Source organism: Helicobacteraceae bacterium, from assembly GCA_031258155.1.
In the GTDB taxonomy this organism is placed as follows: Bacteria; Campylobacterota; Campylobacteria; order Campylobacterales; family SZUA-545; genus JAIRNH01.
This window is the reverse complement of sequence record JAIRNH010000066.1, coordinates 49620-72508: the sequence shown is the minus strand read 5'-3', so window position 1 is coordinate 72508 and position 22889 is coordinate 49620. Positions and strand designations below refer to the sequence as shown.

General features: G+C 52.2%; 22 protein-coding genes and 1 pseudogene. 5 read left to right on the top strand and 18 right to left on the bottom strand.

Annotated elements, in window-relative coordinates:
* The 16 genes and pseudogenes from LBF86_09360 to LBF86_09285 all read right to left on the bottom strand — a co-directional run bounded on the left by LBF86_09360 (position 1) and on the right by LBF86_09285 (position 15847).
* Positions 1 to 177, bottom strand: a pseudogene (locus LBF86_09360) (phosphomethylpyrimidine synthase ThiC).
* Between the two features lie 247 nt (positions 178 to 424).
* Positions 425 to 2992: an AAA family ATPase gene (locus tag LBF86_09355; GenBank protein ID MDR0665704.1), complete on the bottom strand. Its 2568-nt coding sequence runs from the start codon at positions 2990 to 2992 to the stop codon at positions 425 to 427.
* A 74-nt stretch (positions 2993 to 3066) separates the two neighbouring features.
* Entirely contained in the window at positions 3067 to 3390 is a 324-nt protein-coding gene (locus LBF86_09350; GenBank protein ID MDR0665703.1) for a nitrogen fixation protein NifZ, read from the bottom strand.
* A 47-nt stretch (positions 3391 to 3437) separates the two neighbouring features.
* Complete coding sequence (gene purU / locus LBF86_09345) at positions 3438 to 4274, bottom strand: formyltetrahydrofolate deformylase (protein ID MDR0665702.1); 837 nt, start codon at positions 4272 to 4274, stop codon at positions 3438 to 3440.
* 26 nt (positions 4275 to 4300) lie between these two features.
* Complete coding sequence (locus tag LBF86_09340; GenBank protein ID MDR0665701.1) at positions 4301 to 5461, bottom strand: uroporphyrinogen-III C-methyltransferase; 1161 nt, start codon at positions 5459 to 5461, stop codon at positions 4301 to 4303.
* Entirely contained in the window at positions 5458 to 7713 is a 2256-nt protein-coding gene (locus LBF86_09335) for a sulfurtransferase TusA family protein (GenBank protein ID MDR0665700.1), read from the bottom strand. Before LBF86_09335 ends, LBF86_09340 begins: the two co-directional genes overlap by 4 nt.
* Positions 7710 to 8105: a M67 family metallopeptidase gene (locus LBF86_09330; protein MDR0665699.1), complete on the bottom strand. Its 396-nt coding sequence runs from the start codon at positions 8103 to 8105 to the stop codon at positions 7710 to 7712. The genes LBF86_09335 and LBF86_09330 overlap by 4 nt, the downstream gene beginning before the upstream one ends.
* Entirely contained in the window at positions 8102 to 8908 is an 807-nt protein-coding gene (locus tag LBF86_09325) for a HesA/MoeB/ThiF family protein (protein MDR0665698.1), read from the bottom strand. Before LBF86_09325 ends, LBF86_09330 begins: the two co-directional genes overlap by 4 nt.
* Positions 8905 to 9114 carry a sulfur carrier protein ThiS gene (gene thiS / locus LBF86_09320; GenBank protein MDR0665697.1) on the bottom strand — a complete coding sequence of 70 codons (210 nt, stop codon included), beginning with the start codon at positions 9112 to 9114 and terminating at the stop codon, positions 8905 to 8907. Before thiS ends, LBF86_09325 begins: the two co-directional genes overlap by 4 nt.
* A gap of 9 nt (positions 9115 to 9123) precedes the next feature.
* Entirely contained in the window at positions 9124 to 10494 is a 1371-nt protein-coding gene (locus tag LBF86_09315) for a GTP-binding protein (GenBank protein ID MDR0665696.1), read from the bottom strand.
* Positions 10494 to 11372 carry a sulfate adenylyltransferase subunit 2 gene (locus tag LBF86_09310; GenBank protein MDR0665695.1) on the bottom strand — a complete coding sequence of 293 codons (879 nt, stop codon included), beginning with the start codon at positions 11370 to 11372 and terminating at the stop codon, positions 10494 to 10496. Before LBF86_09310 ends, LBF86_09315 begins: the two co-directional genes overlap by 1 nt.
* Complete coding sequence (locus LBF86_09305; GenBank protein ID MDR0665694.1) at positions 11369 to 12094, bottom strand: phosphoadenylyl-sulfate reductase; 726 nt, start codon at positions 12092 to 12094, stop codon at positions 11369 to 11371. Before LBF86_09305 ends, LBF86_09310 begins: the two co-directional genes overlap by 4 nt.
* A complete protein-coding gene (locus tag LBF86_09300) occupies positions 12015 to 13073 on the bottom strand; it encodes a sulfate ABC transporter ATP-binding protein (protein ID MDR0665693.1) in 1059 nt (352 codons plus the stop codon). Before LBF86_09300 ends, LBF86_09305 begins: the two co-directional genes overlap by 80 nt.
* The gene (cysW, locus tag LBF86_09295) at positions 13070 to 13909 is read right to left on the bottom strand and encodes a sulfate ABC transporter permease subunit CysW (protein MDR0665692.1); all 840 of its coding nucleotides are present in this window, start codon (positions 13907 to 13909) and stop codon (positions 13070 to 13072) included. The genes LBF86_09300 and cysW overlap by 4 nt, the downstream gene beginning before the upstream one ends.
* Positions 13902 to 14825 carry an ABC transporter permease subunit gene (locus tag LBF86_09290; GenBank protein ID MDR0665691.1) on the bottom strand — a complete coding sequence of 308 codons (924 nt, stop codon included), beginning with the start codon at positions 14823 to 14825 and terminating at the stop codon, positions 13902 to 13904. The genes cysW and LBF86_09290 overlap by 8 nt, the downstream gene beginning before the upstream one ends.
* An 8-nt stretch (positions 14826 to 14833) precedes the next feature.
* Entirely contained in the window at positions 14834 to 15847 is a 1014-nt protein-coding gene (locus LBF86_09285) for a sulfate ABC transporter substrate-binding protein (GenBank protein ID MDR0665690.1), read from the bottom strand.
* A gap of 222 nt (positions 15848 to 16069) precedes the next feature.
* Here LBF86_09285 and LBF86_09280 point away from each other — a divergent pair, with 222 nt between their 5' ends.
* On the top strand, positions 16070 to 17245 hold the full coding sequence (locus LBF86_09280; GenBank protein ID MDR0665689.1) for a sugar transporter: 1176 nt from the start codon (positions 16070 to 16072) through the stop codon (positions 17243 to 17245).
* Positions 17246 to 17291: 46 nt separating this feature from the next.
* Complete coding sequence (locus LBF86_09275; protein ID MDR0665688.1) at positions 17292 to 17828, top strand: hypothetical protein; 537 nt, start codon at positions 17292 to 17294, stop codon at positions 17826 to 17828.
* Between the two features lie 179 nt (positions 17829 to 18007).
* On the opposite strand, the gene LBF86_09270 is transcribed toward LBF86_09275, so the two are convergent.
* Together LBF86_09270 and LBF86_09265 are read right to left on the bottom strand one after the other, a co-directional pair.
* Positions 18008 to 18172 carry a hypothetical protein gene (locus LBF86_09270; protein ID MDR0665687.1) on the bottom strand — a complete coding sequence of 55 codons (165 nt, stop codon included), beginning with the start codon at positions 18170 to 18172 and terminating at the stop codon, positions 18008 to 18010.
* Between the two features lie 211 nt (positions 18173 to 18383).
* Positions 18384 to 19319: an amidohydrolase gene (locus tag LBF86_09265; GenBank protein ID MDR0665686.1), complete on the bottom strand. Its 936-nt coding sequence runs from the start codon at positions 19317 to 19319 to the stop codon at positions 18384 to 18386.
* 100 nt (positions 19320 to 19419) lie between these two features.
* Between LBF86_09265 and LBF86_09260 the strand changes: the two genes are divergently transcribed.
* From LBF86_09260 to lepA, 3 genes are all read left to right on the top strand, one after another.
* Positions 19420 to 20175 carry an ABC transporter ATP-binding protein gene (locus LBF86_09260; protein ID MDR0665685.1) on the top strand — a complete coding sequence of 252 codons (756 nt, stop codon included), beginning with the start codon at positions 19420 to 19422 and terminating at the stop codon, positions 20173 to 20175.
* The gene (locus LBF86_09255; GenBank protein MDR0665684.1) at positions 20172 to 20987 is read left to right on the top strand and encodes an ABC transporter permease; all 816 of its coding nucleotides are present in this window, start codon (positions 20172 to 20174) and stop codon (positions 20985 to 20987) included. Before LBF86_09260 ends, LBF86_09255 begins: the two co-directional genes overlap by 4 nt.
* 85 nt (positions 20988 to 21072) lie before the next feature.
* On the top strand, positions 21073 to 22866 hold the full coding sequence (gene lepA, locus LBF86_09250; protein ID MDR0665683.1) for a translation elongation factor 4: 1794 nt from the start codon (positions 21073 to 21075) through the stop codon (positions 22864 to 22866).
* Positions 22867 to 22889: the final 23 nt, after the last annotated feature.

The following is a 22889-nucleotide window of genomic DNA, read 5'->3' as shown; positions in this document are numbered from 1 at the left end:
GTTTCGTCGTGATACTCTCTTGCGCGATCGCTATCGAGCGCAAGCTCGAACTGCCTGTTCCAATCAAAGTTGAAACGCGCGTCGCTCATCTGATCGTCGCGATCTCTCGCTCCCTTTCGTCCCCTCGCAATATCCGCGCTGTGAGCTGCGATCTTATAGGCGATAATCGCGCACGTCGCTTGCGAACGCAGGCGCGTAGGAAGACGGGAACCTATAAGCAATCATTAAAAGATGGATACCCGCCTTCGATTACGAAGCTCTTGCGCTTGCTCTGCGCGGGTATGACGCGGACTTTTTTGCGCCTTCGACATTTCTGGATGCCCGCCTTCGATTACGAAGCGCCCGCGCTTGCTCCGCGCGGGTATGACGGAAAAAACGGGGGCTAGTTTTATCGATTGGTTAGCGAGCGGCGCCGTAAGACGGCTTATGCGATTGTCGCGACGATTTCGCCGTTTTGCGTCTCGAAGTTAATGTTTGAACCCTCCTTAGCCTCGCCGCGCAAGATCAGATCGCTTAGGCGATCCTCTACCAATCGATTAAGCGCGCGTCGCAATGGACGCGCCCCAAAATCGGGATCAAAACCGCTCTGAGCGATCAGTTTTTTAGCCTCGTCGCTAAATGTAAGCGCGATCTGCCGCTCGCTTAGGCGCTTTTGCAAATCTTCGATCAGATTATCCAAAATCCCCAACACCGCTTCAAATCCAAGCGGATTAAAAACGACAATCTCGTCTAAGCGATTTAAGAATTCGGGGCGAAAATGCGCGCGTAACGCTAAGTTGATCGCCTCTTGCTTGGCTTTTTCATCTTTGGTTTCCATAATCTCGCGGCTCGCCAAATTCGAGGTTAGAATTAAGATCGTGTTTTTGAAATCTACGGTTACGCCTTTGCTATCGGTTAATCGACCCTCGTCTAAAACCTGCAAAAGCATATTAAATACGTCGGGGTGCGCCTTTTCGATCTCGTCAAAGAGCATGACGCTATAGGGCTTTCTTCGCGCCGCTTCGGTTAGCTGTCCGCCCTCCTCGTAGCCCACATATCCGGGCGGCGCGCCCACCAAGCGGCTGACGTTGTGTTTCTCCATATATTCGCTCATATCAAAGCGCGCGAGCGCTCGCTCGTTGTCAAACAAAAACCGCGCTAACGTTTTAGCCGTTTCGGTTTTGCCCACTCCCGTTGGACCCAGAAACAAGAAACTTCCGATCGGTCGTTTCTCGTCGCTAAGCCCCGCCTTGTTTCGTTTAATCGCCGCGCTGATCGCCTCGATCGCTTTAGGCTGCCCCTTCACGCTTTTTGAAAGCTCCTCGCCGACTAGCAGATACTTTTCGCGCTCGCTTTGTAGCATTTTATGGACGGGAATGTTCGTCCATTTAGCCACTATCGCGGCGATCGCCTCGCCATTTACGCTGTTTTTTAGCAACGTGCCGCGCTCTTGCATACGCCGCCAATTTTCGTTTAGCCGCTCTAGCTCTTTTTTAAGCGCGGGAATTTTGCCGTATTCTAATTCGGCGGCTTTGCTAAAATCGCTCTCTCGCTTGGCTAACTCCGCCTCTCTTTTTAGCCCTTCCTCTTTTGTTTTTAGCCGCGCGATCGCGCCAAACGCCTCTTTCTCGTTTTCAAACTGCGTCTTGAGAGTTCGGACTTTCTCGTCGGCGTTCGACAACTCCTTTGCGATCTCTTCAAGCCGCGCCCCGTTTTTATCGTTATGTTCCATTTTGAGCGCTTCGGCTTCTACCTTTAATCTAGCCTGATCGCGTTTGGCGCGATCTAGCTCGGCGGGCGACGATTCGATCTGCAGTTTTAGCTCGCTTGCCGCCTCGTCGATTAGATCGATCGCCTTATCGGGCAAAAACCGATCGGCGATATAGCGATCGCTTAGCCGCGCCGCCGCCACAAGCGCGGAGTCCTCGATCGTTACGTTATGGTGCGCCTCTAGCCGCTCTTTTAATCCGCGCAAAATTGCGAGCGCTTCCGCCGCGCTTGGCTCGCCAGTCATAACAGGCTGAAAGCGCCTTTGCATCGCCGCGTCTTTTTCAAAGTATTTGCGATACTCTTTTAGCGTGGTCGCGCCTATGCAACGCAATTCGCCGCGCGCCAAAGCGGGCTTTAGCAGATTTGCCGCGTCCATGCTTCCCTCGCTTGCGCCCGCGCCGATAATGGCGTGAATCTCGTCGATGAACAAAATAATGTTTTCGTTCTTTTTTACCTCGTCGATCGCCGCTTTAAGGCGCTCTTCAAACTCGCCGCGATATTTCGCGCCCGCGATCAGAGCGCCCATATCCAGCGCGATCACGCGCTTATTCAGCAGGCTTGTCGGCGCGTCGCCTTTTACGATCCGATCGGCTAAGCCCTCCACGATCGCCGTTTTGCCAACGCCCGGATCGCCTAGCAAAATGGGGTTGTTTTTCGTTCTGCGAAGGAGGATTTGCATTATGCGCGAAAGCTCCTCGTCGCGTCCGATCAGCGGATCAAGCTTGTTTTCTCGCGCTTTGGCGGTAAGATCAACGCCGTATTTCTCCAGCGCCTCTAACGTCTCTTCGGCGTTTTTCGCGTCGATCTTTTTGCCGCCGCGCATAGCCTCGATCGTCTTGATAAACTCCGAAATATCGAGATACTTTGAAAGAATCGGCGCGAAGCGATCAATATTAGCGGTAAAAAACGCATCGACGGCGATAAAGCTATCGCCTAGCGCCTGCGCTTTTGCCTCCGCTTTTTGCAGCGCGTCGGCTAACTCGCGCGAAATCTTGATATGCTCTTTGCTAATGGACGACGCGACGAGCAGACGCGACGCTTCGGATTTGATCTCAAGCTCGATTGGCGCGCGATCTACGCCCATTTTGTTTAGCGCCTGATTGATAGTCGAAGAGCTTGTCGTCAGTTGCGCCCACAGCAGATGCAAAGGCGCGACTTCGGGATTCTTGGCGAACAGAGCGAGGCTGATCGCGCTATCAAGCGTATCGCGTAGTTGATTGGTCAGTTTTTCCACGAGTTCCATCGGTTTAGCTCCATAAACTTTAGTTTATATCATACTAGCAAATAACTCCGCAATCGCGGTCATTCTGGTTTTGCTTACCGTTTCAGCTTCTGGCGGTGCGCTTTTAGAATTGCCATATCTTCGTTTGCTTCGCTTTCAATTTTATCCTTATCGTCGGCGTTCTCTAGCTCCTCCTCGCGGCAGCCGATCAACCGCCCCGAAGCGATAAAATCAACGTCATAAACGCGAATTGTCTGCAAAAACGAGCCGATATTACGCACGTAGCCCTCCTCGCCTTTAAGCGCGATAACCTCGCCCGTTTTCGCGAACGAATATGTTCCGTCCGCGCGAACGTCGCCTTTTAATCTCACCCTTTGTCCAAATTCAAAAAGCGGTAAATCTTCGTTTCTGACCGCCAAACAATCCCCCTTTGCGCAAGCGAAAATTATAGCGCGGCGACGCGCTTTTATTCAAAAATAATCGTTTTGTTTTTGTAGATGAAAACGCGATCGTCGCAAACAAGTCTTAAAGCGCGAGCTAAGGTCTGCTTCTCCACGTCTTTGCCCGCGCGCGCCATATCCTCCGCGCTGTGCGTGTGATTTATGCTAAGAACGCTCTGGGCGATAATAGGACCTTCGTCGAGATTGTTATTTACAAAGTGCGCCGTCGCGCCGATAATTTTCACGCCGCGATCGTATGCCTGCCGATACGGATTAGCGCCGATAAAAGCGGGCAAAAACGAGTGGTGAATGTTGATAATTCTATTTTTATAGCGTTCTACAAAATTGGACGTTAAAATACGCATATATTTTGCCAGCACAATATATTCGCAGTTATACGAGTCGATTATCTCAAGCGCCCCGTTTTCATGCGCGGCGCGATCGAGACCCGCGCTATCTACAAAGTGATAAGGAATACCGAAACTCTCCGTAAGCGCTCTTAGATAATCGTAGTTGCTTACCACAGCCAATATATCTATATCTAACTCGCCGTATTTATTGCGAATCAACAGATCGCCTAAACAGTGGTGTTCTTTCGTAACCATAACAATTACGCGCTTTTTTTGTTTTGGAATTAGTCGTATAGCCTGATCGGAGCTAAGCAAGCGCGCCAGATCGCAAAACAGCGATTCGTCCGGCTCGCCGCTAAGATCGGTGCGCATAAAAAAGCGGTTAAAACTCTTTTCCACAAACTCGTTGTTTTGCTCTATATTAAGATTATGTTGTAAGATCGCGCCCGTAATCTGGTGGATCAGCCCTTTTTTATCTTCGGTTTCTATCAGTAGCCTGTAGCGGTTGCTCATATTTGCGCTTGCCGTTTTTGACGTAATTATAACGATTTATAAGAAAACGCCGCGCACATTCCCACGATTAACGTCGCGGGTTTAGCGATCCGCGCCGCCATATCCTCTAGATCGCCCAAAACGCCGAAAACGACGGCTTCGTCGACGGAATCGATCTTGGAAGCGAACGCGCACGGCGTTTGCAAATCGATTCCGCGCCGTCTGGCGGATTCGACTATTTTGGAGCTGAAACTATGCGCCATCAAAACGATAATGGTATGCGGGATTTTGCCGATAAGCTCGATCCAATCGTCGTTAAAGCGCGCGCCTTTGAGATGCGCCGAAACGATCAGCGCCCCGCTCGCGACGCCGCGAAGCGTAGGCGCCACGCCCGCCGCGCGGCACGCCTCGAACGCGGAACTCACCCCGCCGATCACGCGCGGGATAAAACCGCTTGAGGCGATAAACGCCGCCTCCTCGTAAAGCCGACCGAAGATTGACGGATCGCCGCTTTTTAACCTGCCTACAATCTTGCCCTCTTTGGCGTGTTTTACGATCAGATCGTTGATCTCCTCTTGCGCGAGCGCGTGATTGTTTTTGCGTTTGCCCGCGTCGATCGCAAGGCATTTTTTGGGCAGTAGCGCCTTAATCTCGTCGCTAATAAGATTGTCGATCAGCGCCACGTCTAACCTTGTAATCGCCTTAAACGCGCCGATAGTTAAGTTGTCGATCCCGCCCGTTCCGCACCCGATCAAAAACGCTTCGCGCCCGTTTTGCTCGCTTGGGGCAAGCGCGGCGGCGATCAGATCGCGCGCGGCTTGGGCGCGAGGGGGCGAAACGCCGTTAGAGCTTACGGATACGCATAGATCGCCTTGGCGCGTATTGGCGGTAAAGTAAAAGTCGCAAAATCGCGGCTCGTCGACGCAATTTAACAGATAGCCGTATTCGCGGCGGTTCTCCCACAGCGTTTTGGAAAGCGCCAAATCGCCCGTCGCGTTGATTACTATCTCAAAACCGCGCGCGTCGGCAAGCTCGAAGGATTTGATCGTAACGCGCCTATCAGAGAAAAAATCGTCGGCGATCTTGCTTGCGATCACGCTTAAAACGCAGTCGCTTTCCAGAATACTTCGCGCCTTTAGCGCGGCGGCTTTGCCCGCGCCGATTAGCAGAATTTTCTTTGGCGTAAGCGCGATCGGCAGGACTTTCACTTCTTCCTAATCCGAACGCGCCAAGCCGTCCCTTCGCTCGTCTGCGCCTCGATCGCATGCCCTTCGCTACGCACGGATCGCGGCACGTTCTCTATCGGCGCGCCGTCGTCGAGCAAAATCTCCAGAATATCGCCGCTCGCCATTTGCGCTAAGTCCATCTTTACGCGCACGAAATTCATCGGACACTCCACGCCGCGATAATCCTTAAACCGCGCGGCTTTTTGCGCGGCGATCGCGCCCGTTTTTTCCGCCTCGAACTTCAATGTGTTGTCCATCGTGTCATAGAGCGCGATCACCGCCTCGCCAAGTTTGATCGCGCTTTCGTTTGCCTCGCCCTCTAGCGTTTTGGCGAAAGATTCGTCGATTAGCTTCGTATCTATAAACAGCCTCTTAAACGCCGACAATACCTCCGCCTCGCTCCTCGCCTCCTCGCCGCGCGTGATCAGTAGCATTCGCGCCGCCAAAAAGCGAATCCGCGTCCAGTCGTTTGCGTTTAGCGCCTCTTTGAGCGCCTTTTTATCCGCTTCGATCAGATCGTACATGCCCGCGCTGCACTCGCCAGCGCCGCGCCCAGCCAACGAAAACCGCGCGGAGGCGCCAAAGTCGTAGTAGGGATTTTTGTCCTCGTCAAACGAAGGAATATCGGCGTAACTCTCGGCGATCGCCGAGAGCTTTGCCTTGCCGCCGCCGTCTATCCAATCGGCGTAGGAGGCGTATCGGCTCTTTTCCTCCAGCCATAATTTCAAGGCGTCCGCCACAAACGAGGGCAAGCGATAGGCGCTAATATCGCCGATCGCTTCGGCGAAGCGGTAGTTTGTCTCGGCGATCCTCGCGCCCGCGACGATATTATACGCGGGATAGGCGACGCCGTCTTTTCGCAAAACCTTGCCGAAAAAGCCTAGATCAGCCAGCGCGTGCCTGCCGCAACTATTAGGGCAGCCCGACATGTGGATTCTAAAGCCGCCAAGAGCGTCGAGGTTTAAGCCGCTTTTAAGAAGCGCGCGCTCGATCGCCGCAAGCGCGCCGCGCGGAATGGTGATCCCAAGCTGGCAGGTCGATGCGCCCGTGCAAAAAACGGCGTCGCCTAAAATCTCGCTCTTTTGCGTTTGCGGCGAAAGCGTTTTGATAACGGGATAGAGCGCGATCAACTCCTCTAGCGTCAGGTTTCTTAGATAGAGGTTTTGATCGCTTCCAAAGCGAATCGTTTGGCGATCTTTTGGCAACGCGTCCGCTAGGGCGAGCGCCCCGTTCGCGTCCAAATCGCCAAGCAGAAGCGGAACTTTCGCGCCGTAGTAACCGCTCTGCTTTTGCGAATAGACAAATCGATCGCGCCATAATTTAGTTTCGTCGTCTAGCGCCAAGTCGCTTTGCGCGACGATCGGCTTCGGCTCGTCAAACTCCCTGAACTCGACTTCGTAGCCGCCGCGCGATCTAATCGCCTCGATCTTTGTATCGACTAGCTCCCTAAACGCCTCCAGACCGATCTCCTCCAGCAAAAACCGCAATCTCGCGTTATGCTTGTTTTTGCGGTTGCCGCGCTCGTCGAACGTCTCCTTGATCGCCTGAGAGAGCAGAAAAATCTCGTCTTCGGGCAAAAAATCCAGATAGGGCTTAGCGACGCGGCTCTTTGCCCCCATGCCGCCGCCGATAAAGACTTTGAACCCTCTTTTGCCCTCTTTGGTTTTCGCGATAAAGCCTACGTCGGCGATTGTCGCGTAGCCGCGATCGGCGCTAGAGCCGCTAAAGGCGATTTTGAATTTGCGCGGAAGCGCGTAGGAGTCTTTTTGCGCCAGCATCTTTTCAGTCAGCGCGATCGCGCGCGGCGTTACGTCAAAAACCTCGTCTTTGGCTACGCCCGCGAGTATATCCGCCGTAATGTTCCGCACCGTGTTGCCGCCGCCGCCGCGCCCCGTTAGTTGCGCGGCGTGAAGTCCCTCGATTACCGCCAAAAAGTCGTCAAACTTGACGTAGTGTAGTTGCGCGCCGCCGCGCGTGGTTATATGCAGTTTGCCGCCGGCGTAGCGTTTTGCGAGATCGGCTAACGCCGCGAGCTGCTTAGAAGAGATCAGACCGCCGACTAATTTCACGCGGATCATATAGGTATTGGCTTCGCGCTGCTCGTATATGCCAAACGGCACTCTAATGGTTTTGAACTTCAGATCGTCGATCGCGCCGCTTTTATACTCCTCGTAGGAGCGCTTAAACGATTCAAAATCGCCATGGACGTTTTGGGGGATTTGATAGCCGCTCATATAACGATAACCTCCTCGTTGGTCGCTTCGCCGTTTTTGATCCTGAAACTTTTCAGGTCGATCGCGCCGTTGGCAAGCGAAACGATAATGTAACTAATGTTGGGATCATAAGCGAGCCGTATATCCTCTTTACTTGGTCTAGCGGGCGTGGCTGGGTGCGAGTGGTAGCAGGCGATCAGTCGCAGTTTTTGCGCGCTCGTCTCCTTAAACGCCGCAAACTGCTCCTTTGGATCGAACGAAAAATGCTCCTCGCTGTTATCGACGTTTGTCATCGGATAATGCAAAGAGACCGCGCCGTCTTTGCCGCCTAGATAGCCGCACGCCTCGATCGGCGCGTCCTTTTGGGCGTGGAGGATAATCGCGTCGTATATTTTTCGCGAAATGGCGATCATGGCTTTAGCTCGCAGACGGGCTGTTCGTAGTCGCGCAAAACGATACGCGCGCCCTCGCCGCACACGCGGCATTTGGGGTTTTTCTTGAGCGCGATCTTGCGAAAATTCATATTTTTAGCGTCGAAGCTAAGCAGCGAGTTGTAGAGCGGCTCGCCGACGCCGACGATAAATTTAAGCGCTTCGGCGGCTTGGATCGTTCCAAGAATACCCGCCACCGCGCCCAAAATCCCCGCGCTAGAGCAGGTTGGTACGACGCCTGCGGGCGGAGGCGAATCAAACGCGCAGGCGTAGCAGGCGCTCTCGTAAGGTTTGATCGTCATCGTCTGTCCGGTAAAACGCAGGATACCGCCGTGCGAATAGGGCTTTTTATGCAAAACGCAAGCGTCGTTGATTAAAAACTTCGCCGCGAAATTGTCCGTGCCGTCGATCACGAAATCGTAAGGCGCGATAATTTTTTCGATATTCTCCGCCGTTATCATCGTCTGACGGGTTTCGATCGCGATATGCGGGTTGATAGCGAGCATTTTTTCTTTGGCGCTCGCGGCTTTTGGCTTTCCAATATCCTTTGTCGTATGGATAATCTGGCGCTGGAGGTTGCTTAGATCCGCCGCGTCGCCGTCGATAATCCCAATCGTCCCTACGCCCGCCGCCGCGAGATACAAGGCGATCGGCGAGCCAAGCCCGCCCGCGCCGATTACCAATACTTTGGCGTTTAGGATTTTCTCCTGCCCCTCTATGCCGACCTCCTCTAGGATAATATGCCTAGAGTAACGCTCCAACTCCTCGTCGCTCCAATCTCTCATCGCCCGCCGCCCATAAAATATAGAAAATTAACCGCGTCGCCCTCTTTTAGCTTCGTCGTTTCGTATTCGTTTTGACGCAAAAACTCGTCGTTTAGTTGAACCGAAACCATATCTGGTTGCGATACGTTCTCTATCTTTAGCAACTCGGCGATCGATAAAGCCTCTTGCTTAAAACTTTTCTCTTCGTCGTTAATTCTTATGTTCATCGCCTCTCCTTATATTTGATATAAAACGGGATCGTTAAACCGGTGCGGAAAATGTTTTTTTAAAAGAGCAAAAAGCTCCTCCTCGAAACTATCCCGCGCCAATCTATCCGCCTCTTCGTCTTTAACGCTTTCTAAGACGATACCCGCCGCCGCCGCGTCGTATCCGTCAACTATCACAAACCGCCCTAGAGCGGCGTTATCGTAAAAGGTCGATAACGCGATAGGGCGCGATAGCGAGAGGATAACGCTTCCGCACTCGTTTCGCTTAAGCTCTTTATAGTTTGTCCCCTCGTTCGGTTCGCCTAACGCTTTCTCTATTTTTACGAGTTTTACGCCTACCTTCGCGCCGCCTAATTTAAGCAAATAGTTCTCGTCGGCGACAAACGGACGCCGACCAAGCCAGATAATATTCGCTCTTATTTTAGAGGTTACGATAATCGGCGCGCGCTCGTCGGCTTTTACCATAACCTCGCCGTTTTTCACGTATATATCTTCTTTCAAGGTAAAACCGCACGCCTCGATCGCTTTGGCGGACTCTTTGCGAGGGGCGTTCCAAACCTCTATGTTATCGATATGCGCCTCCGCGTTCGAGGGCAGAAACCTAACTAAACTCCCTCTTTTTATTTCGCCGCTTACTATCGTTCCCGCGTAGATTCTCCTATCGTCGTTATCGTCGCTGAAGCGATAGACGTCTTGCAAAGGCATAGCGAAAAATAGCTTTTCGTTCGACGGAAGATTGCTTAAGCCGTCTAGCGTTTGAAGAACGTTTTTTCCGTTATACCAAGGCGTTTCCTTCGCGTTTTTTACGATATTTTTGCCCTCTCTCGCGCTTATTGGGATAAACGCGATCGGTTTGACGTTCAGGCTTTCTAGGTATTTTTCGTATTCGTTTTTTATCTTTCTAAAAACTTTCTCGTCGTAATTGAATAGATCGAGTTTATTAACGGCGACTAACACTTGGGATATGCCAAGCAACGATAAAAGAAGCCCGTGCCGTTTGGAGTTTTCGGCGACGCCCTCTAGCGCGTCTATCACCAACACAGCCGCTACGGCTCTGGACGCTCCGCTTAGCATATTCCTCAAAAACTCTATATGCCCTGGCGCGTCTATAATAATATACTCTCTGATTTTACTCTTAAAGAAGATTCTCGCGCTGTCTATCGTTATGCCCTGCTTTTGCTCGTCTTCTAGCGCGTCTAATAGCATAGAGTATTCAAAAACCTTGCCGTTTTTTTCGCACCGCTTTTTAAGCGCGTCCAGCTTCCCTTTGGGCAAAGAAGAGGCGTCCGCCAGCATTCGTCCGACAAGCGTGCTTTTTCCGTGATCGACGTGTCCCGTTATAACGATATTCATTCTTTCTAAATGATGTTTTGCGCTCATCACATATACCCCTCTTTACGTAGCGCCTCAAGAGTGCCTCCCCCCTCTTTGTCCTGCGCGCGCCCCGATCGCTCCGCTATGTTCTTAAACTTTCCGCTTACAAGCTCTTTAATAATTTCGGCGGGATTTTTAGCGGCGGACTCGACGGGGCTTGTGCATGGATAGCAACCAAGCGATCGGTATCTTTTGCCTTCGCCTTGATCAAAATATATAGGTATCACTGGGATTTTCTCCCTATCGATATACTCCCATATATTTAACTCCGTCCATTCTAAAAGCGGATGAACTCTCACGTGCGTTTTCGGGGCAAATTCGGTTTTGTATAGATTCCACAATTCAGGCGGTTGCAAGCTCGCGTCCCATTCGCTTTTTTCGTCTCTAGCGGAGAAAACGCGCTCTTTCGATCGGCTTCCCTCCTCGTCGCTTCTAACGCCGACGATTACGGCGTTATACGTCTCCGCGCTCTTATGTTCTTCCCAAGCGTCTTTTTTCGGATCGTATATCTTTCTGCTCCAAGAGCCGTCTAGCGTGCGTTTTAACGCGACGCTCTTTAACTCTTTGCAACAGGATATTCTATCTATTCCGTCCGCGAACGTCTTTTTATTTTTAAGCGCCTCTTTGTTTTGCCCCACCACAAGTCTTAATTTTAACTCTTTAGCCGTCTTATCTCTATAAGCGATCATCTCCGGAATTTTATAGTTTGTGTCGATATGTATCAGCTCGAAGGGGATATGCCCAAAAAACGCCTTTTTCGCAAGCCACAGTAAAACGGTGCTGTCCTTTCCGATAGACCACAACATACCCACGTTTTTGAACGACTTATACGCCTCTCGAATAATAAAAACGCTTTGCGATTCAAGTTTGTCTAGTTTATTCAAGCCGTATTCCTTATATGTAAGCCGCACTCTTTATGTTCGGGATTTTCCCACCACCAGCGCCCCGCTCGTATATCCTCGCCGTCTTTCACCGCGCGGGTACAGGGCGCGCAACCAATACTTTTGAAACCGCGATTATACAGAGGATTGATTGGCAGATTGTTGCGCTCTATATACTCGAAAACCTCCCGATCGCTCCAGCGCGCGATCGGATTGATTTTTATGAGATCGTATTTTTCGTCGTATTCAATCTCGTTAAGCGCGCTTCGCGTTTGGCTCTGCGCGGCTCTTAACCCCGTGATCCACGCCGCTTTGCCGCGCAGCGCCCTGCCAAGCGGGGCTACCTTGCGGACAGAACAGCACTCGCGGCGGTTTTCTAGACTCTCGCGCACGCCAAACTCGCCGAGCCTCTTTGCTAACTCCGAGGCGGCGCGCGGGTTTGGTCTGTATCGTTTAACGCCGATCTGATAAAACGACTCCACACTCTTATGATACGCTAAGCACTCGTCAAAATGCTTAAGGGTGTCGAGCGTGAAAACCTCTATGCGTTTATCTCTCGTTTTTAGCGCCAGGTCTAAAACGACTATATCTTCGGCTTGATAGCTAAACGACAAGGCGATCTTGCCGTTTATTCGTTTTAATAGCTTAGATAACATAGTCGTTCCACTCCTCGTTTTGCGAGTAGGTTTTCGCCTCGCTGAAGCTGATAAATACCGTGTCGGGATTAGCGCTTTTGACGCGATTCCAGCGCGTTTTATCTATATCGGCTTCGATCGGTTTAGCGCCTTCTAGCGTAACCAGCTCCACGCGCACCCTGCCGCCTAAAAATCTATGCGCGACGATCCTAGATTCGATCGCCTTTTCATTCTCTTTGATTAACGAAATCTCAATATTGTGCGGGCGGATAAAAAACTTCAGATCGCTTTCGCCCTCGCCGCCGTCTAATTTTAATCTGCCCTTCTCGACGCGGGCGCGAAAGAGATTGACGTTGCCCAGAAAACTATAGACAAAAGGGGTTTTTGGACTATCGTAAACGTCTTCGGGCGCGCCGATCTGCTCCACCCTGCCTTTGTTGAAGATCACGATATTGTCGCTCACCTCCAGTGCCTCCTCCTGATCGTGCGTTACGAAAACGCTGGTGATATGAATTTCGTCGTGCAAAAACCTAAGCCAGCGCCTTAGCTCCTGCCTAACCTTCGCGTCCAGCGCGCCAAAAGGTTCGTCTAGTAGCAGTATCTTAGGCTCGACCGCGAGCGCCCTAGCTAACGCGACGCGCTGTTTCTGTCCGCCGCTAAGCTCGCTTGGCAGACGATTTGCCATCGATTCTAACTGCACCATTTTCAGCAGTTTGAATACGCGATCGTTAATCTCGTCTTTGCTTGGGCGCGTCGATCGCCTCCGCGCTTTCAGTCCAAAGGCTACGTTTTCAAACACGCTCATGTGCTTAAAAAGCGCGTAGTGCTGAAAGACGAAACCTACGTTGCGATCTTTTATGTTCTTATGCCCCGCCTCCTCGCCAAAAAACCTGATTTCGCCCTCGTCGGCGCTCTCAAGCCCCGCGATAATACGTAGCAGCGTCGTCTTGCCCGATCCGCTAGGACCTAACAGCCCCGTTAGCTCCCCCTCTTTGATCGTAACGCTTACGTCCTCCAAAGCGGTAAAGTTTCCAAAGCGCTTGGTAAGGTTGCTTATCTCTATGCTCATTTGGTTTCCTTAAATACGACCTCTTTGCGCTGAAGCGCTATAAACCGCTCGATTACGCTCTTAACCGCCAGCGTCAGCAGCGCCAGAAAGGTTAAGATCGACGCGACCGCGAAGGCGGCGGTAAGCTGATACTCGTTGTATAAAATCTCGATCTGAAGCGGCGTCGTGATCGTAACGCCGCGCTGCAAGCCGCTCACCACCGCCACCGCGCCGAACTCGCCCATAGCGCGCGCGTTTGTCAAAATCACGCCGTATAGCAATCCCCATTTTATATTGGGAAGCGTAACGCGCCAGAACGTATATATCCCGCCCGCGCCCAGCGTCAGCGACGCCTCCTCGTCGTCCTTGCCAAGCTCCTGCATAAGCGGTATCAGCTCCCTAGCCACGAACGGAAAGGTAACAAACGCCGTAGCCAAAATCATACCAGGAAGCGCGAAAACGATCCTAATCTCATGCTCCATAAGCCACTCGCCAAACCAGCCGTGAGCGCCAAAAAGCAGCACGTAGATCAGACCCGCGATAATGGGCGAAACGGAAAACGGCAGCTCGATCAGCGTGATCAGCACGTTTTTGCCAAAGAACTCGAACTTGGCGATCGCCCACGCCGCCATTACGCCGAAAAAGGCGTTAAGCGGCACGACGATCGCCGCGATCAGGACGCTTAGCTTAATAGCCTCGAAGGTTTCGTTTTCTAAAATCGCGTCTTTATAAAACGCGAACCCCTTTGAAAATGCCTGTTGAAAGATCGTAAAGAGCGGCAGCGCGATAAAGATCGCCAAAAACAGAAGCGACACGCCTATCAGCGCGTATTTTAACCAGCGCGGCTCTCTACGCATTGGCTTTCACCTTTCCCCGCCGCCTAGCGAACGTCTGCAAAAAGTTGATTAACAGTAGCAAAAAGAAGGTGCAGACCAACATCAAAACGCCGATCGCGGCGGCTTCCTCGTAATCGTATTCCATCAATTGCATAAAGACCAAAAGCGGCACGATCTCGGTCTCGTATGGCTTGTTGCTCGATATAAAGATAACCGATCCATACTCGCCAAGCCCTCTTGCGAACGCCAGCGCGAACCCCGTTAATAGCGCCGGATAGATAGATGGGAAAATCACCCGCCTAAACACCGTCCAGTAATTCGCGCCCAGCGTGATCGCCGCCTCCTCCGCCTCCTTGTCTAGCTCTTCGATCACAGGCTGAACCGTCCGCACGATAAACGGCAGTCCGATAAAGGTAAGCGCGATCGTAATGCCGATCTCCGAATAAGAGATACTAACGCCGCCGTCGGGGATAACGTAGCTGAAAATATGCTCTTTTAGCCACAAAACCGCGCCCTCGTCTTTGGCGCCGACGGGCGCGAAAAACTGCCCTAAAATCCCGTTTTTAGCGAAGATTGCCGTTAGCGATATGCCCGCGACCGCCGTAGGTATCGCGAAGGGCAGATCGATAATGGAATCTAAAAACTTTTTGCCAAAAAAGTTATAGCGCGCCAGAACCCACGCCAAAATCAGTCCGAAAACCGCGTTTATGCTCGCGGCTAGAAACGACGCGCCAAAAGAGATTTCAAACGCGGCGAACGTTCTTGAATCCGTCGCGATCTCTATAAACCGCTCGAAGGATACCTTTGTCGAGTATAACAGCAATCCTCCAAGCGGAATAAGCACGAGCAGCGACAGATAGGTCATCGACAACCCAAGCGACAATCCAAAACCCGGAAGCGCGGTTTTTTTATGAGGCTTCGAGGAGGTCGACGACATTTGCCGTCCTATTTTTTCACGTAGATTTTGTCGAACTCGCCGCCGTCGTTAAAGTGCAGTTTTTGCGCTTTATCCCAACCGCCGAAATCGTCGATCTTCACAAGTTCAAGCGAAGGAAACGCCTTCTCAAACTCTTTTTGCACCTCTTTATCGGTCGGGCGGTAGTAGTATTTCGCCGCTATGCGCTGACCCTCTTTAGAGTATAGGAAGTTCAGGTATTCCGTCGCCGCCTTTACCGTCGCCTCGCCCTTTTTCTTTACGTTGCCATCCACCACCGTTACGGAAGGCTCGGCGAGAATGCTAAGCGAAGGAACTACGATCTCGAAGCGATCCTTGCCGTCTTCGTATTCCTCGAAAATCAAGAACGCTTCGTTCTCCCACGCTAACAGAACGTCGCCTTGATCGCGTTGCGCGAAGGTGATCGTCGAACCGCGCGCGCCCGCGTCCAAAATTGGCACGTTCGCGAATAGCTTTTTGACAAACTCTCTCGCCTTAGCCTCGCCGCCGTATTTCTTATCGGCGTAAGCCCAAGCCGCCAGATAGTTCCATCTCGCGCCGCCGCTGGTTTTAGGATTTGGCGTAATGATCGACACGCCGGGTTTTACCAAATCGTCCCAATCCTTGATTCCCTTAGGATTGCCCTTGCGCACCAAAAAGACGATCGTCGAGGTGTAGGGCGAGCTGTTAAGCGGGAGCTTTTTGATCCAATCTTTGCCGATTAGATCGGGGCGCTTGACCGCGATCGCGTCGATGTCGCCGCCGAGCGCAAGCGTTACCACGTCGGCTGGGTTGCCGTCGATAACGGCGTTTGCTTGCTTGGCGCTGCCGCCGTGCGATTGCGTAATGGTTACGTCGTCGCCCGTTTTCGCCTTGTAGTATTTGACAAACGCGGGGTTATACGCTTTGTAAAGCTCTCTTGTGGGGTCGTAAGACACGTTAAGAAGCTGAATTTGCGCCGCGCTTAATGCCGAGGCGGTCGCCAACGCCGCTAATAGACCGACAACAGGTTTAGTTAAACCCATTTTCTCTCCTTTTTTTAAAATCGGGTGGAATACTAAGGTTTTATTCCTTAAAAGTCAAGTATTCCGATTAACAAGTCGAGAATTTATCGCGCAAACGGGCGTTCGCGGGCGACGCTTTATCGTTTAGCCTAATAGAGCCGTTTTAAAAATCCGTTTATCCGCTTAAATCGTTTAGCCGAATTAAATCCGCGTTCGGCGAGAGTCTGATACAATCGCCAAGCAATGAAAAAAGTAACTTCGTGGCTCGCCGTCGCAAGCCTATCCTTTTCGGCGTTTATATTTAACACGACGGAGATCGCGCCCGTAGGGTTGCTTACGGCTATTAGCGCCGATTTTAATATCAATCCCGCGCAAACGGGCTATATGGTTACGATCTACGCGTGGGCGGTGGCGATCCTCTCCCTGCCGCTTACGGTTTTGACCGCCAAGATCGAGCGCAAACGGCTTTTGATCGCGCTTTTTATAGCGTTTATCGCCTCGCACCTGCTGATAAGCGCGGCTGGGGATTTCGAGACTTTGCTCGTAGGGAGGATCGGCGTGGCGTGCGCTCACGCGATTTTTTGGGCGATCGCCGTTCCGCTCGCCGTCCGTTTAGCGCCGGAAAACGCCAAAAGCAAAGCTATCGGCGCGCTTGTAGCCGGCGGTTCCGTGGCTATGGTGTTGGGAGCGCCGCTTGGCACGGCGATCGGACAGACGTTCGGCTGGCGCGTTACCTTTTTTATCATAGCCGCGTTCGCCCTGATCGCGATGGGCGTAATAGTTAAACTCCTGCCGCGCCTGCCCTGTCAAAACGCGGGCAATTTCAAAAGCCTGCCGATCCTCTTTCGGCGCGCGAGCGTCGTTTGGGTTTACGCGCTGATCGCCGTGATCGTTACGGGCGACTTTACCGCCTTTACCTATATAGGTCCTTTTTTGGAGGCGAAAGGCTACGAGGGATCGAGCGTGGCGTGGCTACTGTTTGCCGGCGGCGGCGCGGGACTGATTGGAAGCTATCTGTTTGGCTTATGGGGCGATCGTTACGCCAATTTGACGCTGATTGTCCCTCTAGGACTGCTCGTCGTTACAATGGCTCTTTTCGGAGCGAGCGCGTTTAATTTCTACGCCGCGTTAGCTCTGTATTTTATCTGGGGGATTTTTGTCGTGATGATCTTTATGGGTCTGCAATCGCGCCTACTCGCGGCGGCAAAAGACGCGGCGGACGTGGCGAATTCGATCTATTCGGGCATTTTCAACGTGGGAATCGGCGGCGGCGCGTATGTCGGCTCGATTGTTTCGCTCTCTTTGGGCGTAAGTTTCGTCGGTTACGCGGGCGCGCTGATTATCGGCTTTGGCTTCGCGCTATGTTCAGCGTTTTTGATTGACGCAAAAACGCGCCGAAAAAAAGCTGGTTTGTCATAGGCGCTCAAATGTATAATGCAACGATAAAACAACAAAGGAGATAGTTATGTTCGCAAAAACGATTCTTTTGGGTCTTGCCAAACAAAACCAAGAGGCAAACGCGACGGTCGTAAAAATTTTAGACGGCGAGTTTTCGCTTTCGGCGCGCCAAGCGGATCGCGGCAGTTACTACGGAAGCCTAGAGGGGTTAGCTAAACATCTAGCGGGCGGAACGCTTCATTTTCTGAAAATCGCCGAAGGATCGCTAACGGGCGATAAAACGGCGGAGGCGATTTTGCTCGCGCTTAATAATGTCCCGGCGATCGACGAAAAGCCGCTCGACGTAAACGGCTGGGAAAATCTCAAAAAAGCGCTTTCAATCGCGGATGAAACGTGGGTTAAGCTCGCTCTAGCGTTAAGCGACGCGCAATACGACGCGCCGGTAAAGTTGCAGTGGTACGGCGGCGTCACGATCGCGCTCGGAGCTTTCTTGACGATGCTTTCCGCGCACAACATACACCATCGCGGGCAGCTTTCGCAGATTTTTGATTCGCTCGCGATCACCAACGATTATTCGGGGATTAAGCCGCGTTTTTTTGACTAATCGCGCTCGCGGGCAGTTATTTAGAAACGAGAGAGCTGATAAAACGAAGGCGCTAGCGGCGTTAATTCTAACGGCTAACGAGGTTGATCGCCGCGCTACACAACGCGAGCGGAGCGCGGCGCTAGCCTAATGGTTAGGAGGGTTATTTTGCTCCTTTTATCGCTTAGGCGCTTTAAACCCTATCGCGTTATTTTACCCCGAAACGATCCGCTTTTCGTCATTCCCGCCTTTCCCGTCATACCCGCGCGGAGCGATAGGGCGGTGTTTACCGCCCGTAATCGCGTAGGAAGGCGGGTATCCATCTCGCGCAGATCGCGCTCGGCGTTGATAACCGTATCTACCATTGCCCAAAACCGTCTATGATCTTGTTTTGTTTTCGCTCAAGCGCGAGACTTTGCAGTTCGCGTTATCGTTTAGTCCGCCGCGAGCGGATATGCGTATCCGCGCTAAGAGAGGCGGCGATGCCGCAATCCTACGGCAAGCCGTTCTACGTCCTAACGCTATGGCGAGCGTAGCGCTCCGCATTGCCGTTCGTCGCCACGCGGAACGCTTTGCTTATAGTTTTAGGTTAAACGCCTTTGCCGCCGTTCGCCACTCGATATTCTCTCGTTCTTGCGGAGTAACATTCGCCTGATCTAGCAGATCGAGATGGCGCTGGTGGCAGCCCGACGGCTCTCTCACCCAGCGGGTCATACAACACCAATCGCTGCCATACATTATGCGATCCGAGCCGATCGCGTCTATCGCGCGGCGTAGATGGTTGGCGTTGGTATCGACAATATCAAAATAGACGTTGGCGTTGCGCATAGCCACCATCAAGGCGTTATCAAAAAGCGACTCGAAGCCGCGCCCCATTTTTGTCAGAATAATCGGAACGCGCGGATACTCGCCCGCGATCTCGTCAACCCAGAGCGGATCGCCGTAAAAAAGATTATGCGGGAACTGCGTCCATGCGGTTTGAATCTGAACGGGCGCCTTATATTCGCTTAGCGTATCGAAAATCGGACGAAAATCCTCAAGAATGTTGTCGGGATTTACCTCGTTGGTAAATACCCGCGCAAAAAACTCGCCTACGCCGATCAGCTTTAGGTCTTCTATGCCGCGTCTGATCTCAGAAACCGCAAACTCGCGGATGCGCGGCGTCTCTTCGCGACTAGGCATACGTTTGACGAAGTCGGTATAACGCTGCATTTTCACCAAACCGAAAAAGCGATCGGGACGCTTGGCTACCTGCGCGGCTACCATATCGTTGTCGCCTCTGCCGTAATCTTGCTGGATAATGGCGTGGCTTACGCCGTGCGCGTCCATGTCGGCGATCAGAGCGTCGGAAATATCGATCGGCGGCAGTTGAATCCGCTGCGCGTAAAGATCGGGATACCTTGTGCGAAAGGCGATCTTGTCGGGCAGCGTTTTTATCTTGTCGCCAAGATTTTCGCTGACGGGCGAGGCGCCGATTAGATGGCAGTGCGTCTCAATCAGTTTCTTTGCCAATTCGTCTCCTTTGTTTTGATAAGTTAAGTAAATCGCTCAAGTTTATCATAATAGCGCTAAAATACCGCCTCGAACATAAGCCAAAAAAGGCGCGATCGATATGATAGAAGTTAAGGCGGTTAGCCGCTATTTTGCAGGTAAAGGCGAGCCGTTTTTGGCGTTGAATAACGTCGATTTTCGCATGGATCGCGGCGAGTTTGTCTGTTTGCTTGGGCGTTCCGGTTGCGGGAAAACCACTCTGCTGCATTTGCTGGCGGGTTTTATCGCGCCCAGCGCGGGCGAAGTTTTAATCGACGGCAAACGAATAACGAAACCCGCGCCCGATCGATCGGTGGTGTTTCAGGAATATGCGCTTTTTCCTTGGATGAGCGCGATTCAAAACGTTTCGTTTGGACTGCGATCGCTAAACGTCGGCAAAGCCGAACGCTATGAACGCGCGATGGAAGCTCTGAAAATGACGAGGCTGGAAGATCAGGCGCGCCGCTATCCGCACGAGCTTAGCGGCGGGCAACGCCAACGGGTGGCGGTGGCGCGATCGCTTGTTACGCGCCCGTCGATTTTGCTGATGGACGAACCGTTTGCCGCCGTTGACGCGCTCACTCGCGCCGAGTTGCAGAGCGATCTGTTGCGCATTTGGAAGGAAACCGGCGTAACGATCCTATTTATAACGCACAATATAGACGAGGCGATATTTTTGGCGCAGCGCGTGGCGGTAATGCGAAACGGCGCGATTGCAGGATACAGAGCGATCGCCGCCCCGTATTTTCGTCTGCGCGGATCGCCCGAATTTGCCGTCGAATACCGCGCGATCGAGGAGCTGCTATACGGTAATATCGAGGAGTTATTAGAAAAATGAGCGACCTAAAAGAGGAGTTTAAGCGCGCGACGGAGCGCGAAAAACGGCGCAAACGGGTTAAACGGCTGGCGTTTAATCTGCTGGGCGGCGTTATATTTTTAGCGTTGTGGGAGATCGCGCCGCGTCTGATAGATTGGTTGAATCCCTCGTTGTTTCCGCCGCCTTCAAAGGTGGCGCAAAGCCTTATTCCGCTAATCGTTTCAGGCGAATTATGGACGCATATCGTCGCGAGCATGGAGCGCGCGATCGCGGGTTTTGCGATTGGCGTCGTCGTAGGAGTGGTAGCGGGAGTCTCTTCGGCTAGGTTAGAGTGGTTTAACTACCTTACGGAGCCAATTTTGCACGGCTTTCGCGCCGTGCCGGTTTTGGCGATCGTGCCTATTGTCGTGCTTTGGTTTGGAATTGGCGAGCCGCCTAAAGTCGCGCTGATAGCGTGGGGCGCGTTTTTCCCCGTTTGGATCACGACGCTAATCGGCGTGCGCGACGTTAATCAGATATATCTAAAAAGCGCCGCGAGCTTGGGCGCAAGCCGTAGCGACACGCTATTTTTGGTCGTTCTGCCCGCCGCTTTACCCTTTATTTTGACGGGCATTCGACAGGCGATCGCGCTTTCGCTGGTCGTGCTGGTGGCGGCGGAATTAAGCGGCAGTTTGAGCGGAATCGCGTATATGATGTCGCTTGGCAATCAGCTTTTTTATGTCGAATGGATGTTTATAGGCATAGGAGCGCTCGGCGCGTCGGGTTTTATCGCCGATAGAGTTTTTGTGTTTGTTACGCGCAAGGCGTTTCCGTGGTATAACTCCCAGAACTAATTTCGCCGCGCAAATGCGTTTTTGGTATATTTCCGCCTACGCTTGGCTTGGCGCAAATTCGCTTTGGCGTTAGATTTGGAAGTAGATGAAAAACATACGCAATTTTTCTATTATCGCGCATATCGATCACGGCAAAAGCACTCTCGCCGATCGGATTATTCAGCAGACGCGATCGGTTAGCGATCGGCAGATGAGAGAGCAACTGCTAGACGATATGGAGATCGAGCGCGAGCGCGGCATTACGATCAAAGCGCAGAGCGTTCGCCTCAGATACAAAGATTACACTCTTAATCTGATCGACACGCCCGGACACGTGGATTTTTCGCACGAGGTGAGCAAGTCGCTGATTAGCTCCGAAGGCGCGTTGCTTGTCGTTGATGCGACGCAGGGTGTGCAGGCGCAAACGATCGCCAACTGCTATATGGCGATTGAAAACGACGTGGAGATTATTCCGGTCATAAACAAGATCGATCTGCCAAACGCGGATATTGATCGCGTTAAAGCCGAGATTGAAAGCGTGATCGGGATTGACTGTTCTAACGCCAATCTTGTATCGGCAAAAAGCGGGCTGGGGATCGAGGCGCTGCTAGATACGATTACGGCGAAAATCCCGCCGCCCGATGGAGACGAAAACGCTCCAAGCCGCGCTCTGATTTACGATAGCAGGTTTGATCCCTATCTAGGCGCGTTGGCGCTTGTCCGCGTCTTTGACGGCGCTCTTAAAGTAGGGCAAAAGGTTCTGACGATGGCGACGCGAACGCGCCGCGAGATAGGCGCGCTTTATTACCCGCACCCGATCGATCATATTGCGACCGAGGAGCTTAAAACGGGCGAAATCGGGATTGTCGTTTTGGGCGTTAAAACGATTGGCGATATTCGCGTGGGCGATACGATCACCGATCTGATCGCGCCAGCTAACGAACCCGTCGCAAGATACCGCGAGGCAAAAGCCTATGTATTCGCGGGGATTTACCCGATCGACGCCGAACAGTTTGAGCCGTTGCGCGACGCGCTAGAAAAACTAAAGATGAGCGATTCGAGCATTACCTTTACGCCCGAAAGTTCCGTCGCGCTAGGTTTTGGCTTCCGCGCGGGGTTTTTGGGCGCGCTTCATATGGACGTGATTAAGGAGCGATTAAGCCGCGAATTTGGGCTTGATCTGATCGCCACCGCTCCGAGCGTTACCTATGAAGTTTTGACGACAAGCGGCGAAAAAATACTCGTCTCCAACCCCTCTTTGTTTCCCGACGCGGGAAAGATCGACAAGGTTTTCGAGCCTTACGCGCGCGCGACGGTGATTGCGCCAAACGAGTTTGTCGGCTCTATGATCGCGCTGTTGAACGATAGGCGCGGCGTTAGCGAAAAGATGGAGTATATCGGTCAAAGCCGCGTGATGCTTATCTACGCGATCCCGCTTAACGAGGCGATCGGCGATTTTTACGACAAGTTAAAAAGCCTGTCAAAAGGATACGCGAGTTTTGATTACGAGCCGATCGAATATCGAGAGGGCAATCTAGTAAAACTCGATATTCGCGTGGCTGGCGAAGCGGTTGACGCGCTTAGCTTAATTATCGATCGATCCAAAGCCGAATACAGAGGGCGCGAGCTTGTCGCAAAGATGAAGGAGTTAATCGATCGCCAGCTATTTGAAGTGGCGATCCAAGCCTCGATCGGCGCTAAGATAATCGCTCGCGAAACGGTTAAATCGGTGGGCAAGAACGTAACCGCCAAGTGCTACGGCGGTGATATTACCAGAAAACGCAAGCTATTAGAGAAGCAAAAAGAGGGCAAAAAGCGAATGAAAGCGATCGGCAAGGTTCATATCCCGCAAGAGGCGTTTTTAGCCGTTTTACAGATCGACGACAACTCGCGCCGATAAAAGTCGCGATCTTCGCTCGCTCG

Coding starts and splice junctions, on each gene's coding strand:
- lepA (MDR0665683.1), top strand. CDS start 21,073: ATGAAAAACATACGCAATTTTTCTATTATCGCGCATATCGATCACGGC.
- LBF86_09280 (MDR0665689.1), top strand. CDS start 16,070: ATGAAAAAAGTAACTTCGTGGCTCGCCGTCGCAAGCCTATCCTTTTCG.
- LBF86_09325 (MDR0665698.1), bottom strand. CDS start 8,908: ATGAGAGATTGGAGCGACGAGGAGTTGGAGCGTTACTCTAGGCATATT.
- purU (MDR0665702.1), bottom strand. CDS start 4,274: ATGAGCAACCGCTACAGGCTACTGATAGAAACCGAAGATAAAAAAGGG.
- LBF86_09260 (MDR0665685.1), top strand. CDS start 19,420: ATGATAGAAGTTAAGGCGGTTAGCCGCTATTTTGCAGGTAAAGGCGAG.
- LBF86_09300 (MDR0665693.1), bottom strand. CDS start 13,073: ATGAGCATAGAGATAAGCAACCTTACCAAGCGCTTTGGAAACTTTACC.
- LBF86_09290 (MDR0665691.1), bottom strand. CDS start 14,825: ATGTCGTCGACCTCCTCGAAGCCTCATAAAAAAACCGCGCTTCCGGGT.
- LBF86_09355 (MDR0665704.1), bottom strand. CDS start 2,992: ATGGAACTCGTGGAAAAACTGACCAATCAACTACGCGATACGCTTGAT.
- LBF86_09285 (MDR0665690.1), bottom strand. CDS start 15,847: ATGGGTTTAACTAAACCTGTTGTCGGTCTATTAGCGGCGTTGGCGACC.
- LBF86_09335 (MDR0665700.1), bottom strand. CDS start 7,713: ATGAGCGGCTATCAAATCCCCCAAAACGTCCATGGCGATTTTGAATCG.
- LBF86_09315 (MDR0665696.1), bottom strand. CDS start 10,494: ATGAGCGCAAAACATCATTTAGAAAGAATGAATATCGTTATAACGGGA.
- thiS (MDR0665697.1), bottom strand. CDS start 9,114: ATGAACATAAGAATTAACGACGAAGAGAAAAGTTTTAAGCAAGAGGCT.
- LBF86_09270 (MDR0665687.1), bottom strand. CDS start 18,172: ATGGTAGATACGGTTATCAACGCCGAGCGCGATCTGCGCGAGATGGAT.
- cysW (MDR0665692.1), bottom strand. CDS start 13,909: ATGCGTAGAGAGCCGCGCTGGTTAAAATACGCGCTGATAGGCGTGTCG.
- LBF86_09275 (MDR0665688.1), top strand. CDS start 17,292: ATGTTCGCAAAAACGATTCTTTTGGGTCTTGCCAAACAAAACCAAGAG.
- LBF86_09255 (MDR0665684.1), top strand. CDS start 20,172: ATGAGCGACCTAAAAGAGGAGTTTAAGCGCGCGACGGAGCGCGAAAAA.
- LBF86_09330 (MDR0665699.1), bottom strand. CDS start 8,105: ATGATCGCCATTTCGCGAAAAATATACGACGCGATTATCCTCCACGCC.